This is a genomic window from Flavobacterium stagni, from assembly GCF_004122105.1.
In the GTDB taxonomy this organism is placed as follows: Bacteria; Bacteroidota; Bacteroidia; order Flavobacteriales; family Flavobacteriaceae; genus Flavobacterium; species Flavobacterium stagni.
Genome location: NZ_SBKN01000003.1, coordinates 294,338 through 311,093, shown reverse-complemented (window position 1 = coordinate 311,093; position 16,756 = coordinate 294,338). Strand labels below are relative to the sequence as shown.

The following is a 16,756-nucleotide window of genomic DNA, read 5'->3' as shown; positions in this document are numbered from 1 at the left end:
TACTTGCTTTTAAATGGTTGTCAAACAAACGTAATCAACTCTAATTAGTTCCGTTTCATTCTGTAGCAGTAAGTTCTTTATGTTTCAACAGTCCTAGTTCATACAAATTATCGCTATGCCCAAACTGTTGCCAGTAGTCTTTTTCACTGCTGAAATTGATAATCTGGCAATCAAAACAGATTTTGGCAATCCCAACTATTTTTATTTTTTTTTCGAAAAACATACACATCACGGTAAAAGGGTTCACAGGCATTTTCACTCAGATAATTACCAAACTTTTGAGAAAAAATTCTTTGGTATTCCTTGACATCCCCTGAATCAATACGCATTTTTGTATAGTCCAGATTTTGGAGTTCGGCAACAAAAAGGGTATCCCTATTTTTTGGTTGTAAATCTTTAAAAAGGATATTCGAATACTTCAATTGGACTTCATCATACGAGGTTGCGGATGTAGTATACAACGATGTGCCAAGGGCAGTGTTGTCGTCGGTACAATAATGGTCAACGGTATCAAAGAGAAAAGGGGCCTTTTTCTTAACGGGTTTGTCCTTTTGACAGTTCGTTACCGTAAGTAAAACACAGAATCCCAACAGGAATTTGAACACAGCTTGTTTCATATAGAAGAATTGAAGAGATAGGAAATGGCGTTAAAATCAACTTTCAAACAATTATCAATCCGTTTCCTCCCGATTTAAGAACTGATTTACCGTGTTACGCATATCGGGCATTACCGCCAGTTGCGATTGTAGTCGGTCTTCCAATTCGCTGAAAGTAGCATTGCCTTGCAGTACTTTGGCAGCATATTCAAAAGGGTAGAGCGATAAAACCACCCCGTCTTGATCGTACTTTAACGTCATGCCCCGCAACGGGTATTCGGGTGTAGCATCGGTATACAACACAAAGCCGTATTTCTGAATCAAGAAATCACTAAAGGCCATCGCCAAAAATAAAGTCGCCTCACTTTCACCCAATTGGAATGCACTGCAATACAGCACAAAACCAAAGCCTTCTTGATCCACAAGGTCCAGATTCTTGGGGTGATGCAACGGGAACTCTTCAAGACGCGTAATTGTATTGGCTACAAAATACCCCTCAATCATTTTAAAACAGCCCTCCAACATTTCGGGTTCGATGGGTGCAAGAACATACCGTTGTTCAAAATAATCGGTAGTATAAATAGCGGTCAGATTGGGTTCCGTATTCGATTGTTCATTCGATTCGTTATCCGAATGATATTTAGATTTCGAAAATAAGCGTTTGAAAAAATTCATGGTTAAAGGTTTTGGCAATGGTTATAAAGGGAATGGTAAGAACGGATACAAATTACGTCAGTTAAAAGTAATGAATATTACGTTAGGGGCTCTATTTTAGGGGTCAAAATTGCAAATTAGGGAGTGTACGGTTATTTCATATTTCGAGGAGTGAGGCGTAAAGTCAGGAGACTTTGCGTAGCAAGCAAAGAACACTAGGGTTTAAATTTTTCAAAGTTTTGGACATTATATTTATAAACCCCTGATTCGGGAGTCCCAACCCAAAGTTCACCTTTGTTGTCTTTATAAATACAGTATAATTTAATTGTTTTGGATTGTTCTTGAATTGGATAATGGGTGATTTTTGTTCCATCATACTTCCAAATACCATCACGGTAGGTGACAAACCACAAATTATCTTCATTGTCTCGAACCGTGGATAGATATTCATTCAAGCCTTTAGTATTTTTTCCATCTAAACTCCCGATGCTCTCGTGTCGCGTATAAAACGAATTGCTTTTTATGGTGATACTATCGTAAATACTATAACGGTTCTCGGTATTGAACCAGAAATCACCATTTTTATCTTCAGTAATAGAACGTACGCCATTTGACCCTTCATTACGAAATTCGGTCACATCTTCTTCTGTAATCCAATCAAATGTTTTTCCATTATACCGACATACGCCAACGGGATTGGTGCCAAACCAAATGTTGCCCTTTTGATCTTTATAAATACTATACACATCAAAAGGATTATTGAGATTTGGTGGTTTCGGAAGCGTTAATTCATAGAGTTTGGTTCCGTTCAATCGAAAAACTTTTTGTTTATTTTGATAGGCATTGATTAGCCATACATCATCGGCTTCAAGTTTCCAATCATTACTCGGAGTAGCATGGATTTGAGTAAATGATTTTCCATCGAACTGGGTGAGTATAGCATCGGTATTCATCCCAGCGAAATAGATATTTCCTAAATGGTCTTCCTTTATATCATCCACACGATTGGAGTACAAACCATGATTTGTGGTGTAATTGGTCAACGTTTTACCATCATATCGATACACCCCAGTTTCCCAACTACCGAACCAATACGTATTTTTTTTGTCTTGATAGATAACCATGATATTGCTGCCCAAAGCGGTAACAATATCCCCTTTTACAAAGGTATCCGACTCATTTTCTTTAATAACCGTCTGACCGTGACATAAAGAAGTTAAGACGAGTACGTAAAAAAGAAATTGTTTAATAAAGTTCATACTAAGATCGTTTGCTATTTTTAAAAGGGTTATACTGCTGTTTGGACACGTTGCTGCTTTACCTGTTTGGACACGGCAATCGAACAGCGTCGGCTAGGCTAATGTAGTGTTTTTAAATGAGAATAGTTCGGCATACATTCAATTGCTACAGCAAGGTGACACTAGGAAAGTGGCGCAAAGTCAGGAGACTTTGCGCAGCAGGGTTGCATTTTTTATGAATGTGTGTTGCGAAATAAAGAACCGTTGTAAATCAAAAAGCGTATAGGCAGTAGCTTTATTTAGTTTACAGCAGGATAGAAGGCATTATACATGGATTTATAAGCGTTAACAATTAAAAATCGTGAGAAAGCTTTTCACAGCAATCAGGTATTCAATGTATTGATTTGTTTCGCTGTGGGACAACATGAAAATTACTACTACTTATTTTTATTAATTTTGTAATTTTACATTTCTCCTACCATGGAGTTTTATTGGGTTACTAGGGACACGATTGTATTTTATAAAAATGCTCTGTGCAAATTAGAATAACGTCAGATATAGTAACCAAATTTTTGTTGAATTATACACCGAATACATTCTTTTTTTATGAAAAAAATTACAATTTTAACTTTCATTCTATTTTTTTGTTTTCAAAATATGAAAGCTCAAAACTATAATTGGGCGCGATATGTTTCTACAGCTAATGGTTCAAATGCTACGGATGTCGCAGTTGATTCACAAGGAAACACCTATACCGTTGGTCATTTTTTAAATTCTGTTGACTTTAATCCATCGCCCACTGTGAACAATTCTATAAATGAAAGTTCAACTAGTGTTGGTAATATCTTTTGTACAAAATACGATCAGAACGGAAATTTTTTGTGGGCTATACCTGTAGGAGGTAAAAACAATCTATCTGCAAATGGCCCCTTTTATGGTAATCCTAGAATTGAAATAGATAAAAGTTCAGGATATATCTATATAACCGGTGATTATGATGCCTATGTTATTGATTTCGATCCAGGACCAGGGACTTTTTTCCTGCCGCCTCCACAAAATTCCACGGCTAACGGAACGTATTTTCTCGCCAAATACACAACCAATGGAACATTTGTTTGGGCAAAAACATTCAGTCAATTGTTTAGCTTTTCGGAATTAGACACAGATAGTCAAGGAAACGTCTATTTAATCGGGAACTTTTCAGGAACTATTGATTTAGATCCCAGTGATGGGATATACAATCTTGTTTCAGCGGGTAATCAGCAACAGTTTTTTTTACTTAAACTCAATTCTAATGGCGAGTTTATATGGGCCAACCAATTTGGTGATCCAACAAAAGTAGATACTGTTTGGGACGTTGGGGTTGATAATCAAGACAACATCTATATTGGCGGACTCTTTAAAGGAACAATGGACATGGACCCCTCTGCGGGTCAAACCATATTGCAAAGTCCCAACACTTCCGATGATGCTTTTTTGGCGAAATACAATAGTAATGGGGAATTACTTTGGGCACAAATGTTTGCATCTCAACAAATTTCAGTTGAAGTTGTTTATTCAATAGCTTTTGATACCAACAATAATGTATATTGCTCGGGTAGTTTTAGTGGTGACATTGATTTTGACAATTCATCCAATACATTTAATTTATCACCTGTTGGTTTTCGAAGTCTTTTTATACTAAAGCTATCATCTAACGGTCAGTTCATATTTGCCAAAACGATTGGAACAATAGCCAACAATACTGAGAATGTTTTGGATATAAAAGTGGATAATTTAGAGAATTTATATTTAACGGGAAGTTTCGTGGGGACTCTAGACTGTGATCCAGATGCGGGGACGTATTTGTTAACAAATCAATCCGGTAATAATGATGTATTTATTGTTGCATTATCTTCAACAAATGGTCAATTCCATTGGGCTAAAAGTTTTGGAAGTACCTATTATGACGATGGAAGAAGAATGGCTATACATCCAAATTCTAATCGTATTACTTTAGTTGGCAGTGTTTATAATACCACTACTTTAGACTTTGATCCCCCAAATGGAGTCTATTTTACTCCGGGAATTGCGGGTTATGGCACATTTTTAATTAATTATACCAGAAATAGCCTATCTAATAATGAAGATTTAAAACTACCTTCGATAGCACTAATCCCAAACCCATCCAATAATTTTATAACTATTGATTCATCTGAACCCATAGATTATTTCCAACTTTTTGATTGGAATGGAAAATGTTTGATGACAAAAAATAACAGTACAATTTTGAATGTTCAAGATTTACCTCCCGGGGTCTATTTATTAGAAATAAAAAGTAACAACGTACTCGTATCAAAAAAGGTCGTAGTATCAAATTAAAAAAGAAAATCCACTTAATTCATAAGTGGATTTTTTATTAGTAAACATTTCATCCTTTGCTTTTTCCTAAACTGTAATCTTTCCTGCTTTAACGGGGTTCGGTGTGTGGCTTAAAGTCAGGAGACGTTTGCACAGCGGGGGTGTAGTACCTGCGTGAATTGAAGACCATTTTCAAATCTTCAAATTTTCTCATTTTCAAATCAAGTGAAAGAGTGTAACTATCCACGTGAATCAACGACCATTTTCAAATCTTCAAATTATCTCATTTTCAAATCAAGTGTAAGAGTGTTATACCCCGCGTGATTCGACGTCCATTTTCAAATTTACAAATTGTCTTTGTTCGAAAGTTGGGCGGCGATTTTATCAATTTTCTTTTTGTCTCTAGGCCATAAAATAAGACTTCGACTACCGATTTTGTAAAGTTCGTCTTTCTCAAAGTTTCGTTTCAAAGCCCATTTGATCCAAAAGCGCGAACTGAATTCCCAATACGTCCAACCGATGATCAAACTAATAATCATCGCTTTAGAGCTGTCCAAAGAAGTAAACGAAATTAGGCAGACAAAACTAATTAACATCAATAGTAATATTGGAAGTTTAACTATTAAAAGTCCGGACACATAAAGTTGAAAGGTTGTTGAAGAAGTGTTTTTCATTCGTTTCGTATTAAAATCATTTATTTTGTTAGGCTGTGTTGTAAAGAAATACTATTCGCCTGTTTGGCCCAATCTAATGAAACCTAATTCCCAACAGTCCTTTCTTCGAAGTAATTTGTAGTGTGTCGTTAACATGAAGGCTTTTCTTTCCTAGTTTTCCATACACTTCAAAAAATTCTTTATCGAAGATATACGCATTCGTTTTTAACTCTTTCGCAATCAAATAGTGAGTGTCATCATGGGTAATCACATAGTTTTCCAGTATAAGTTCACAAGTATTGGTTCGATTGATGCGAAGGAGAAATGCCATAAAAATGTTTTGAAATAGAAAAGAAAAAAATAAACAGACAACGGCAAATGCGAGAGTGCTTTTTCCGATTTCTTTCCAAGAATTGCGGTAGATTTTTAAAAAATAAAAGAAGAGTAAATAGATGCCTACAGCCATACTGCTCATGATTTTCCAGTAATAGCTATCATGAAACGCTTTGACATCTCCATCGAAGTAATGTTTTTTCTCATTAGGTACAAAAAAGAAGAGAAGCAAAACAACTACCAATAGATAGATTAGGGTATAACCGTATTTTTTAAAAAAGGCGTGTAGCATAAACTTGTTATTGTTTTGATATTCAACACTGCTAATATACTAATTACTGATCACTGAACACTGACCACTGATCACTGAATACTGAACACTGAATACTGTATACTGAACACTAACCCCTATTCCTTAACCGGAATCCCTTTTTGCGTCATTTCATAGCGTTGTTCAACAAAGTAATAAATGGCCTCCAAGGCAGTATTGTTCAATTGAGGGAAACTTGGCATTAATCCCCAATTTTCACTTCGCAATTGTTTGGCAATACTGTCCCCACTTTTATACATTCCAATTGAATTGCGGGTATACCGGTAGAGCCAGCGCTTATCCCTTCTTTTCGTAACGCCGCCCAAAGCTGGGGCTGTCATCACTTTGTCCATGCCTTTGTAATGGCAGGAAGAACAATTGTTTTCAAAGAGTTGCTCGCCTCTCTGGTATACTTCATTTTGTACTTGAGTGACTTTTTTTTCAGTCGTAGTTCTATTTCCGTCAGAAAAGAAGAAGTAAAGTAAAGCAATTACAGCAAGTAGAAATAGTAATCCAAATAGTATAATTTTTTTAGTCATAATTCCTTTGAAGTAGTACTAAGCACAGTTCACCTTCGTTCATTCATTGAAAGATATTTAAGCCAGTTAGGGGTGAGGCGCTATGTCTAGATTCTTTTGTGTAGCGGGGTGTAGTAAGCCAGCAGATTTATTATTTAATTCTCTTTTCAAATCTTCTTTTTGAGCGTTCAAAAGCAGTTTTTTCCCAAGTAGAATCAAAGCCTTGCCAAAAAATTCTAATAGAAAAATTGCCTGCATTTGTCCAAATTAAAATATCCATATCGTCAAATTTGAAACAGATATTGTTATTATCACTGTTTTCGTTTAAGAATTTTTTATTCTCTTCAATCGCCGATACAATTTTATTCAAAAATTCAATTGCTTTTTCTTTTTCGAGATTCTTGAATGAGTAACCTTGATACAAAACCCCAGCTTCGTTCCAGTAATCGCCATAAAAACCTAAAATTAAACCTTCTTTTTGTTTAGATTCACATTTATATAATAGCGTTGTAAGCTCTCCAGAACTTGCTGCAGCAAGAGGAATGACTTCAAATGGGACTATTTGATCTGAAGTACCTAAAACGTTTTTAAATAAAAATTCTTTAGATTTAAAAAGTGAAATTTCTTTGCTAAATTCCTTAGCCGTCCAGATGTTATTACTATTAACTTTAACTTGTGAAAAACAAAAAGATAATGATGATAAAATTGCTAAAATTGTATACTTGATTTTCATATTCAAATGTTTTTAATTGTTAATATTCAATGCTAAAAAGGATAATAGGAAAATATTTTGATAATTAAATTCAACAGACTTTACGCAGCGGGTTAGTACCTTTTTTTCTACCAATTTGAAAAGCGATATAAATCAATTTCAAAACAAACAATACATAGAGGATTTGAAGTAAAAGGTAATACGCATTATACGTCTTTCCTACCGATGCACTGCTAAGTGATTGATGTAGTTCGAATGCCATGGGGAAACATAAAAGACTGATAAAAGTGGTAGTCAGTGAATACCTGTTTAGAAAATTGCTTTGAAACTTTTTAAGGGCCGCTCTGAGAAATATAAATAGGGACAGAAGTACAAAAGTTAATGGGAAAAGTATAAGATAGATTGACATCACATGGTAGGTATCTCCGACATTAAAAGATAAGGAATGACACGAAATTTGATCTTTACCACAGACCATTTCTAGCCCAAATAGTACAGTTAAAATGATACAGGTAATAAGCATTATTTCAATGATAATTTTTTTTAGAGGCATATACTATCAAGATTTAAAGTTCCCACTAAAATACCCATTTTTTGCCAACTTCACAAACTAATCTCAAAATCCTATTACCTTCCCGATTTAGAATATTCCTTAGTCAGACGCAAAATCAGGAGACGTTTGCGTAGCTGGGGGAGTGTAATAGTTTTCAGTCGCAGTCGCAGTTTTCAGAGTTGGGGCGTGTAAGAGTTTAAAGGGTTTAAGAGTGTAATACCTCACGTGAATAAACGCCCATTTTCAAATCTTCAAATTTTGCTCATTTTCAAATGAAGTGTAAAAGTTTAGCAATACGCTTGATTCGACGCCCATTTTCAAATTTTCAAATTTTCAAATTTTTAAATGAAGTGTAACCAAATCCTCACCCCATCCCATCCATTCCACCGCCCACAAATTTGATATACAATCCCGGCAGCGGACACCACGTGCCTTCTTTTTCTTGGTAGTACGCCACAAACAGCACCACCCATTGCAGCTCACCCGCCACGGCAGGCACGGGGAGTGGGATAGGCGCTGCCAAATGTTGGGGACTAAGGGAATAATACTGTTCTGGGGTTTCGGCTACGGCCACCGGTTGCGCTAGGGAGGCGTCTAGGCTCAGGTGGCGAACCTGTAACCCGACATGCGTGGCACCTTTGGGGACGCGCCCCTTGGCGTTAGGCATAGGCGAAAGGCTGAGGGTAGCGGTAGCGGCATCCCATTGGGGTTCCCAGGGAACGACGGAGGCAAAGGGCTGCTCGGAATCAAATTCGAAGTGGGTGAGCAGGGAACGCCCCGCCGCAGTTTGCAAACCGCGTGGCACGGTTCGCTCCCCAGGAGCACTTGCAGTGTCGTGGGTAAGAATTTGTTGGAAGACCTTCACCAACTGGTTATGCGGTTTGGCGTAGTGGGTTTTGGATAGTTGCGGTTGCAAGCCCTGCCGGAGGTAGGTGCTCATCCGCCCGCAATGGGCAAACTCCGCACTGGTTTGGCGGCACCGCGCATAGTTGGCCCCCTGCTTCAAATTCTCCCGCGTAAAGCCCGAACTCCGCCGCACAATAATCTCCCCATTCAACGCGTAAAACGTTAACCCCTCCAAATTGCCTTTCAAGCGCAAACCGCCCAATAACTTTGCCATGGCTGATAGAATTTAAATGAAACTTTTCGTTGGGAACACACCCCACAACGACGAAAAACCTTTACCAAAAACCGTTCCAAAGATTTGGGGGTGAATACGTTAGTGGGGTAGGAGGGTTGTAGTAGTAAGGGGCGCAAAGTCAGGAGACTTTGCGCAGCGGGGGGCACGTTACTTCATTTAACCAATTAAGCCCCTATTTCGGCAAGTGGCTGTTACCTGCTGCCTTGCTATTCATTCTTCGGTTGATTTAGTATCTGTTTACTAAAATAGCTTGTCATTTCACCGCTTTTATTCTCTCCAGCAAATACTTTCCCGTCTGGCGTGAAAACAGTGTGAAGTAGGTCAACTAATAGTCCCATTTTACCCTCATCAACATAAACAAGTTTGGCGTCAGATAATTCTTTAATAATTTTTTGGGCATCAAGTTTCTCTGATTCAATGAATTTTAGAAATTGTTCATCGGAATTGATGTTAACAGTTCCAACTTGTAGTAATACATTAAGAATTGAGTATTTATTACAGTCAATTTCTGTTGGCTCCCATGGTGTCGGAACTAATGGAATTGAAAGTTGTTTCCTTGTCATTGGATGATATAAAAATTCCCATCCCCAATTATCCTCATCAATTTTTCTTTCTTTACAAGATATGAAAGGATGACTTGTTTCTATGTCAAAATCGTCACCAAAAATATCAGAACTAATCCCAAACTTGTAGGAAAGCCTTGTCCATATTAACTCTAACAAATGATACATAGGCTTTCCATTTGATGATGTCAAAATATGAAAGTAAAATTCTTCATCAGTTAATGGTATTCCCATTGGCATTCCATTGTTTTTTATAATTGTGCTGTTGCCACAAATAAATAAATTTGGAAAACTACCAGGGCTATAACCTCTGACGGGTCCGTTCTTAGAAATTTCTTCTAACTTTTTTACAAATCCTTCTCTTAAACCGTATTCAGTTGTATAACCATAATATCCAATGACTATTCTTAATGGATGAAATGCTTCCATCATAAGGTAATGATAAAGAATATCTTCTCTGTCCGTAAACCTTTCTCTTCTCTCTTTACTTGGTATTTCTTTGCCCGTTAAAAGTTTATATGCATCACGGTGTAACCTTCCAACAAAAGGTTCTGCATCCCGTGGTTCAGATACATTAATTATTGAATGTAAATTTTGATGAGAGTCGTCAATGTCATTAGCATACAGATTTTTCTTCACCTGAATAACAGCAATAACATCTTTGATGTGATATTTATATCTATTTGCAAAAGACATTCTTTGTCCATCACCGACTACAAGTATGCAGTCAAGTTCATTACTCATAACACCACTGTCATTATAGATAAAACTTCTTTCAACCATTTTCAGATTTAGGTCTTTGAAAACTGCCTTATTAAGAAGTTCCGCAGTTAATCCTTCAAAATTGTCACCAATTGCAACAGTATGATTTATGTCTTTGTCGTCAAGTTCAATTTTTGAAAGAGCATATTTCTTAAATTGTTCTAGTAAGTCTGCTACGGTTGAAATCATATTTTAAATATTGTCATGGTTTTGTTAGTTTGTTAAGGTTGCAAGTAACGTTTTGCGGCTTGGCGTAGTGGCGGATTTTTAGCACAAAAGTTCAATCGAAGAACTGCACTTGAACCTACCAAAAAACTGTCATACGAAGCACTGAACCCGCCATTACGCCAAACCGCTGTTGGTGGCTGGTGTTCTTGTTGTCCGCTATTTATTTTAGTTATCAATTTCTGTTTTTGTTAGTCAAATAAATTTCCTTGATGAAAAGTTGTCGAGCTTTTAACTGTCGGCTGTTTGTCCAATATTTTGGAAACTGTTTCGTAAACATTTTCCTGTGTTATTATTGTGATGTCCCTTTGTTCTTTGATTAAATCTCTGTTTAAGTCAAACATTGGGTTGTTTTCGTCAATATGTTTGTCATACATTACTGCTCTCGGAATACCATAATCTTTTGCGAAACCCATAGCTAAACGAGCACCACTGTCAAGTTTTTGTCCAAACATTTTCCATCGTTCAGCCGAATTTTGAGCATAGCTTGCAGCCAAAACAATTGAGTCGCAGAACAACGCTTGTAAGCGGTCTCTTTCTTTGTAACGACTACTTAGTTCCATTTGGCTTTTAAAATCAGTTCCATATTCTGTAACAAGCAAACCGCCTTCTTCTACAATTTGGAACGCTAAACCTTTGTTTCTTACTGGCATTATACTACTGAGTGGGCTTGGCAAAACTGCAACGGTTTTACCATTAGAATCTAATGCTTGTTGATGTGATATGCTGTCGCAACCAAATGCGAGACCACTCACTATGGTAGCACCTTTCTTTACAAATTCAGCAACTATTTTTCTTTCTCTTTCTTCTATATCGCCTTCTGGGTTTAGAAGTCCAATTACAGTGATGTTTATATTATCAATGCTCAATAAGTCGATATTGCCTTTGTAATAAAGAAAAATAGGTCTTTCACTTTCTTTCACATTGCCACGATGTTTAGGGAAATCTTTATCTCCTAATGCTACAATCCCGTCACAAAGTTCATTATCAAACTTTTCTAAAAGCTTATTTTCAAAATTATTTTTAAGACGTTCAAATTCATCTTCGTTTGTTTGCTCTCCTTTGATTGTTTTATTTAGCAATGACACAATAGTTTCCACACTTTCGTTGCCTTTCAGATTTTTTACAATCCAAGCATTACCAATTCCTTTATAAGATTTGGTTGTTAAAATATTTAATGCGTTATCGGTATACTTCATTGTCGCTAAATTATTGATTTCGTGATACAGTTTTTCCAACGGAGTAAAAAGTAACAGAATTGGCACCCTTGTCCAATAGTGCTTGAATTGCATCTTCATCAATGTTTACGCTTTTCGTGTATAAATCATCAATGAGTAAAATGTTTTTGCCATTTACCTGTCCTGAAATTGTGCAGGTATCTTTTGTGATTCCTGGGTATGGCAAATTTCCGTCACCACCTTCGCCATTTCTGTCTAAATGCGTTGTTCTTGTGTTTGTGTGTCGCACAATGTAATTAGTTCCGTTTTCAAAATTTGGCAATTGGTCCACCACATTACTAATCACCTTTCTAAAAAGTAATTGGTCGGCTCTATAATAATTTTCCGCTTTTGAGCGTGGAACAACACAAACGGTAAGATTGTTTTTTCTGACCTGTCGAAGAATTTCTGGTAAATTTTGCCTTAATATTGCTGATAGTTGTTGTTGGACGTTAGGTAGTCTTTCAGGGAATGAGTCTACATCATTCTTAAAAGTCCAAATCAAATTTTCAATACTATTGGGAATTTGCCAAGAACTACCACTATTATAATCAGCGTGAAAAAATGAATTTGTATTCTGTTTGAGAAATGTCCCAATTAATCTGATTTCATCAGAGTCATTTACAAAAAATCCTGTGTTCGCAACTCTTCCTTTTCGTTTGTCACCAATTAGTCTTCGAAAGTTAGCTTCTCTTTCGTTCGGTATTTTATACCATTGTTCTTCTGATAAGATTGTGAAATTTTCCATTTCTTATAGATTTGTTGGGTTGATAATTGTTATTCCTGCTTTATGTGCATCCGAAATTTCGCTTTCTTCATTTTCAAAAGCGATAATCAAATTGGGCGGAACGCCCAATTTTAAAATAGCGTTTCGAAATTTGTTTACTTTTTCTCCATTGTCGCCAAACTCTCTGTAGAAAATATTGCTGAATTTGTCATCAAGTCTGAAATGTTTTAATGTTGTCATTGCTCTGTCTTTCCGGCAATTTGTTACTAAAACAGTTTTGTTTGTTTTTGAATACTTAAAAAGTATTTCTGCGGTTTTCACATTTAGTTTTGTTTCGTTTAGAAAGTCGTTGTAGTATTCTTCTTTTTCTTGGATTATTCTTTCGTATTCGTTCTCCGTCAAGTTTGGAACAGCATTTTTAAGACTACTACGGTTAAAGCGTTTGTCAGAATTGTATGTTAGCTCGTGGTTTGATTTTGTTACGGAAAGTATTGCTTTCTTGTATGAAAGAAAGTTTGCAAGATTTGTATCTACCAATGTTCCGTCCATATCGAAGAATAAAACTGTGTCTGACGAGATTTTACTGTCAAGGTCTTGGGTTGATTTGTCTTTTTGCTCCATTCTTCAGTTCCGTTTTTCGTTTATGTGGTCGTCCGTTACACTTGCCACCAGCGGATTGATATGTAATGAAAATACCTCCAATCCACCCGCAAATTAAAATTAATTCTACAATTCACAATAGGGTTTTTCCTATTTGTTAAGAGTGTTTTTCCTATTGAAGTCGTAAGTCGAAAAAGTCGTAAGTTTTATGTCAGCTCACAAAGCGAGTAGAAGTGGGGTAAGGTTGTGGTGAAGAAGGAGGGGCAAAGTCAGGAGACTTAGCGCAGCGGGAGGTGATTAGTTAAAGATAAACTAGCAATAGCGCAATACCAATTTATTAAACCGTTTTTATTTAGGAAATACTAAAGTAAATTTATTATTTGCAAATTCAAATCCCATAATTTTTTCTGGATTATCACCTAATGAAACTTCCACTTCACCTCCATTTAATTCCATCATTTGTTTAATTCTCCACATTCCAATACCATCACCATTTTTTTTCGATTTTGTTGCTAACTCGCCAGAGTAACCTTCTTGAAAAATCAAATCTCTTTCACTATTTTTAACATATAAGCTTAACATAGAAAATGAGACTTTAATAGAGTTAGTTAAAACCTCAAATTCAATCTTTATTTTTGTGCTAGGCTTAGTATATTTTAGAGCATTCTCAATTAAGTGATATAATGCAACTTGAACCGTTTCATAATCGACCTTTACTTTAGCATAAAATTCACTCATTTCAATATAAATATTTTTGTCTGTGAAATCTGCAAAAAAAGTATGAAGAACATTTAAAATTAAAGTTCTAAGTGGATGAAATTGAAATTCAAGTTGAGTTGAGTTATCTCTGTCCAATTTTCTATATATGGAAAATTCAGATTTCATATGAATGTTATTTTTGGCAATTCTCAAAAATTTCATTGCCGCTTGTTTTGGATTTTTGACAACTTCTTTTTGTATGTATTTTAGTTGTTCTTGCCAATTAGTAGTAAGGACCGATTGAGGAACTAAATCATAAATTTCTTGAATATTAAAAGCATTTATTGAAGTTAAATTGTGAACTAATCGATTAACTTTTTTTTGTTCTGCTCTTGTTATTGAATCTTGGATTTCATTTTTCACTAGTAATAAATCGGGAAATGTCAATGAAAAAACTTCAAGTTTCTCTTTAAAAAGCTTGGTTGTCTTTGTTTTGTCACAACATAAGAAAGTAGTTGTTTTTGAATTTGAAATTTTTCCTTGTCTTCGCGTACCGCCGTACTTTGGACAATTTGAAATTAAATTTCCACTTGATGTGCAATTAGCGAAACAATCAATACATTCAGAAGATAAATTTCCTACTAATTGAACTGAATCATTATCCAAAATAGAGTAGTGCTTCATTAAATATTTTCCTGAATTAGATTAATAAATTGATATGGTTCTGCATTTTTAGAAAGACATCCATCTACTTCTCTTAGAGCTCGGTGAAAACGATCTCCATTTGTATCAGCAGAGTATATGAAAATTTTCTTTTTATTATATTTCTTTTTTAAGGCCGAAGCTAAGCCCAAACCTTGGTCTTCAAATAATGTTGTACCAACTCCATTTATATCAACGAATATAATATCTGCTTCAAGTACTTTTGGATCGTCTAAATCTGTAATGTCTTTAACTGATTTTGTATTGGTCCATCCAGATTTTTTCAATATTGAAACCATTCTAAAATCTTTATGTTTGTCATCAACAAAAAGAATTCTTATCAATGCTTTCCTTTTCTCTTCATTTTCTGGACTTGGTTGCTCTTTTTCTTCATAACCTAAGTTAACAGTAATATTATTTGTATTGGTATTCGAATTAACATTAGAATTATTGTTTTCATTTGCTAAATTAACACTGTTTGAATAAAAAGGCAATGTAGTGTTTGATTCTGTTTGATTTGGTAAAGATTTCAATATTACGAATCCAATTATTTCTATTATCGAAATTATAATTAGAATAATTGGATCGTATTCAGACCATTTTGTACTATATCCCCACAAAATACCTACAATTAAGCCAGCGAGTGCAATTAAAAAAGTAATTAAACTTTCCACAATTTTTTTCATAAACAAATAGTTTTATATTAACAAATTTAAAATAATGATTTTTATTATATGCATTTACAAAAAATGGCTTATTACATTTAGCAGCTACCTTCTAGTAGCTTAAAAATGAGTATATACGCCCCGCTAAGATAGAGTTCTAAGTAAAAACTAAACATCAAGCTACGAAAATCAAGCTATTGCAGGTTTGCGGTTATAAGCAGGCATTTAATCTAAATCTTGTATAAATTTCACTCCATCTTCAGTTATTCTATATGTTTTGCCATTTCTTAGTTCAAATACATTAGCCTTTAAAAGAAGTGCATTGAACGGCATACTTAAAGGCAAGTTTGTGAAATCCATATATTTTTTGTTTTCTGCTATTTCTTTGAGAGTTAAGAATTCTTCATTTGATAAATTTGTTCTTAAATAGTTTTTAATGTCTCTTATCGCAGTTGTCTTTGGATCGATTAATAAGTTATAAATTTCTTTAATATTTGATGATTCATTAATAGTATGAATTTGTTTTATTTGAATATCATCTCTTTCCGAAATAAGTTGATCAATTCTACTTTTAAAATTGGAAGTTGATTCATTATTTTTTGTAATAAGATCAGTAATTTCTTGGGTTTTTATTTGGTTTTCATTCTCAAGCGCTGTTATTCTTTCTTGTAACTCTTTAACTTCTTTTGCCCCAGCTCTCTCATCTGCAATTTCTCGTTCATATTTAGCTTCCTCTTTTTTTAATAATAATTTACTGATTATTCCTTCTTTTTTCCTCTTGGCTTTTTTCGTGTTGGAATATGAAAGTAAAGTGTCAAAAGCTAAATTCAGATACGGAACGAATAAAATATATATTATTGATATTATTAATGGCCAAAATATGGCTCCTTTAGAACAATACTCATGGTTAATGACGACTATTTTGTCCTCAATCTTAGCATCAGAAAATATTAATAAGAAGAAAGCTCTCCAATTAAAAATTAAAAATGCAGTTATATATGACCCAATAAATGGATTTTTTATTCTTTCATGTGAAGAATCTAATATGCTTTGAATAAAATCTTTCATTTATTGAAAATTTTGGTTTACACTTGATTTTAAGAGATTCATAAGTTCAAACAACTCCCCAATCCACCCGCAAATTAAAATTAATTCTACATTTCACAATAGAGTTTTTCCTATTTGTTAAGCGTATTTTTCCTATTTTTTTTCAACATTGGGTTTTGGGCCACAAAGGAGTTAAAGTTATATTTATGAATTAAGAGTGCTAGGGTGAGGTAAGTTTCAGCGAGCATTAACGGTTCGCAACTATGAGACGTTACAAAAAAGCGAACCTAGTTTCCTTCACTATGATAAAAGTTTTACTTGAAAACCAAGTTTCCAGCTAAATAAAACCAGCCATTATGCTAGACCTCCGTAAGCAGCTGTTAATATATTTTTTTCATACATTTGTCGTTTATTAACATTCAGGGCAGTTAGCTTGATACCCCGAAACGCAAAGGCGTTGTCTTAGAATAATAATTCAGGAGACAGATTAGGCGTGCATAT

The 16,756-nt window shown here is 35.0% G+C and carries 16 protein-coding genes; 1 reads left to right on the top strand and 15 read right to left on the bottom strand.

What is annotated here, in order from left to right:
- Window positions 1-170: 170 nt before the first annotated feature.
- The 3 genes from EQG61_RS07415 to EQG61_RS07405 form a co-directional block, all read right to left on the bottom strand.
- Window positions 171-617 carry a hypothetical protein gene (locus EQG61_RS07415; RefSeq protein ID WP_129461286.1) on the bottom strand — a complete coding sequence of 149 codons (447 nt, stop codon included), beginning with the start codon at window positions 615-617 and terminating at the stop codon, window positions 171-173.
- 54 nt (window positions 618-671) lie between these two features.
- Complete coding sequence (locus EQG61_RS07410) at window positions 672-1,271, bottom strand: hypothetical protein (protein ID WP_129461285.1); 600 nt, start codon at window positions 1,269-1,271, stop codon at window positions 672-674.
- Window positions 1,272-1,465: 194 nt separating this feature from the next.
- Window positions 1,466-2,509, bottom strand: a complete 1,044-nt coding sequence (locus EQG61_RS07405; protein ID WP_129461284.1) for a ligand-binding sensor domain-containing protein — start codon at window positions 2,507-2,509, stop codon at window positions 1,466-1,468.
- 636 nt (window positions 2,510-3,145) lie between these two features.
- On the opposite strand from EQG61_RS07405, the gene EQG61_RS07400 reads away from it, so the two are divergent.
- Window positions 3,146-4,849: a T9SS type A sorting domain-containing protein gene (locus EQG61_RS07400; protein ID WP_164974905.1), complete on the top strand. Its 1,704-nt coding sequence runs from the start codon at window positions 3,146-3,148 to the stop codon at window positions 4,847-4,849.
- 323 nt (window positions 4,850-5,172) lie between these two features.
- Here EQG61_RS07400 and EQG61_RS07395 read toward each other — a convergent pair whose 3' ends face one another.
- From EQG61_RS07395 to EQG61_RS07335, 12 genes are all read right to left on the bottom strand, one after another.
- Window positions 5,173-5,502, bottom strand: a complete 330-nt coding sequence (locus EQG61_RS07395) for a hypothetical protein (RefSeq protein WP_129461282.1) — start codon at window positions 5,500-5,502, stop codon at window positions 5,173-5,175.
- A 73-nt stretch (window positions 5,503-5,575) separates the two neighbouring features.
- Complete coding sequence (locus EQG61_RS07390; protein ID WP_129461281.1) at window positions 5,576-6,106, bottom strand: hypothetical protein; 531 nt, start codon at window positions 6,104-6,106, stop codon at window positions 5,576-5,578.
- 116 nt (window positions 6,107-6,222) lie between these two features.
- Window positions 6,223-6,663, bottom strand: coding sequence for a c-type cytochrome (locus EQG61_RS07385; protein WP_129461280.1), 441 nt, complete (start codon window positions 6,661-6,663; stop codon window positions 6,223-6,225).
- Window positions 6,664-6,793: 130 nt separating this feature from the next.
- Complete coding sequence (locus tag EQG61_RS07380) at window positions 6,794-7,375, bottom strand: hypothetical protein (protein ID WP_129461279.1); 582 nt, start codon at window positions 7,373-7,375, stop codon at window positions 6,794-6,796.
- Between the two features lie 896 nt (window positions 7,376-8,271).
- Window positions 8,272-9,027 carry a hypothetical protein gene (locus EQG61_RS07375; RefSeq protein WP_129461278.1) on the bottom strand — a complete coding sequence of 252 codons (756 nt, stop codon included), beginning with the start codon at window positions 9,025-9,027 and terminating at the stop codon, window positions 8,272-8,274.
- Window positions 9,028-9,254: 227 nt separating this feature from the next.
- On the bottom strand, window positions 9,255-10,562 hold the full coding sequence (locus EQG61_RS07370; protein WP_129461277.1) for a DUF6602 domain-containing protein: 1,308 nt from the start codon (window positions 10,560-10,562) through the stop codon (window positions 9,255-9,257).
- A 227-nt stretch (window positions 10,563-10,789) separates the two neighbouring features.
- Complete coding sequence (locus EQG61_RS07360; protein WP_129461275.1) at window positions 10,790-11,797, bottom strand: DNA-processing protein DprA; 1,008 nt, start codon at window positions 11,795-11,797, stop codon at window positions 10,790-10,792.
- Window positions 11,798-11,807: 10 nt separating this feature from the next.
- Window positions 11,808-12,563, bottom strand: coding sequence for an amidophosphoribosyltransferase (locus tag EQG61_RS07355; RefSeq protein WP_129461274.1), 756 nt, complete (start codon window positions 12,561-12,563; stop codon window positions 11,808-11,810).
- A 3-nt stretch (window positions 12,564-12,566) separates the two neighbouring features.
- A complete protein-coding gene (locus EQG61_RS07350) occupies window positions 12,567-13,163 on the bottom strand; it encodes an HAD hydrolase-like protein (protein ID WP_129461273.1) in 597 nt (198 codons plus the stop codon).
- Between the two features lie 327 nt (window positions 13,164-13,490).
- The gene (locus EQG61_RS07345) at window positions 13,491-14,525 is read right to left on the bottom strand and encodes a sensor histidine kinase (protein ID WP_129461272.1); all 1,035 of its coding nucleotides are present in this window, start codon (window positions 14,523-14,525) and stop codon (window positions 13,491-13,493) included.
- Entirely contained in the window at window positions 14,525-15,229 is a 705-nt protein-coding gene (locus EQG61_RS07340) for a response regulator (RefSeq protein WP_235829040.1), read from the bottom strand. The genes EQG61_RS07345 and EQG61_RS07340 overlap by 1 nt, the downstream gene beginning before the upstream one ends.
- Before the next feature lie 204 nt (window positions 15,230-15,433).
- The gene (locus EQG61_RS07335) at window positions 15,434-16,276 is read right to left on the bottom strand and encodes a hypothetical protein (protein ID WP_129461271.1); all 843 of its coding nucleotides are present in this window, start codon (window positions 16,274-16,276) and stop codon (window positions 15,434-15,436) included.
- Window positions 16,277-16,756: the final 480 nt, after the last annotated feature.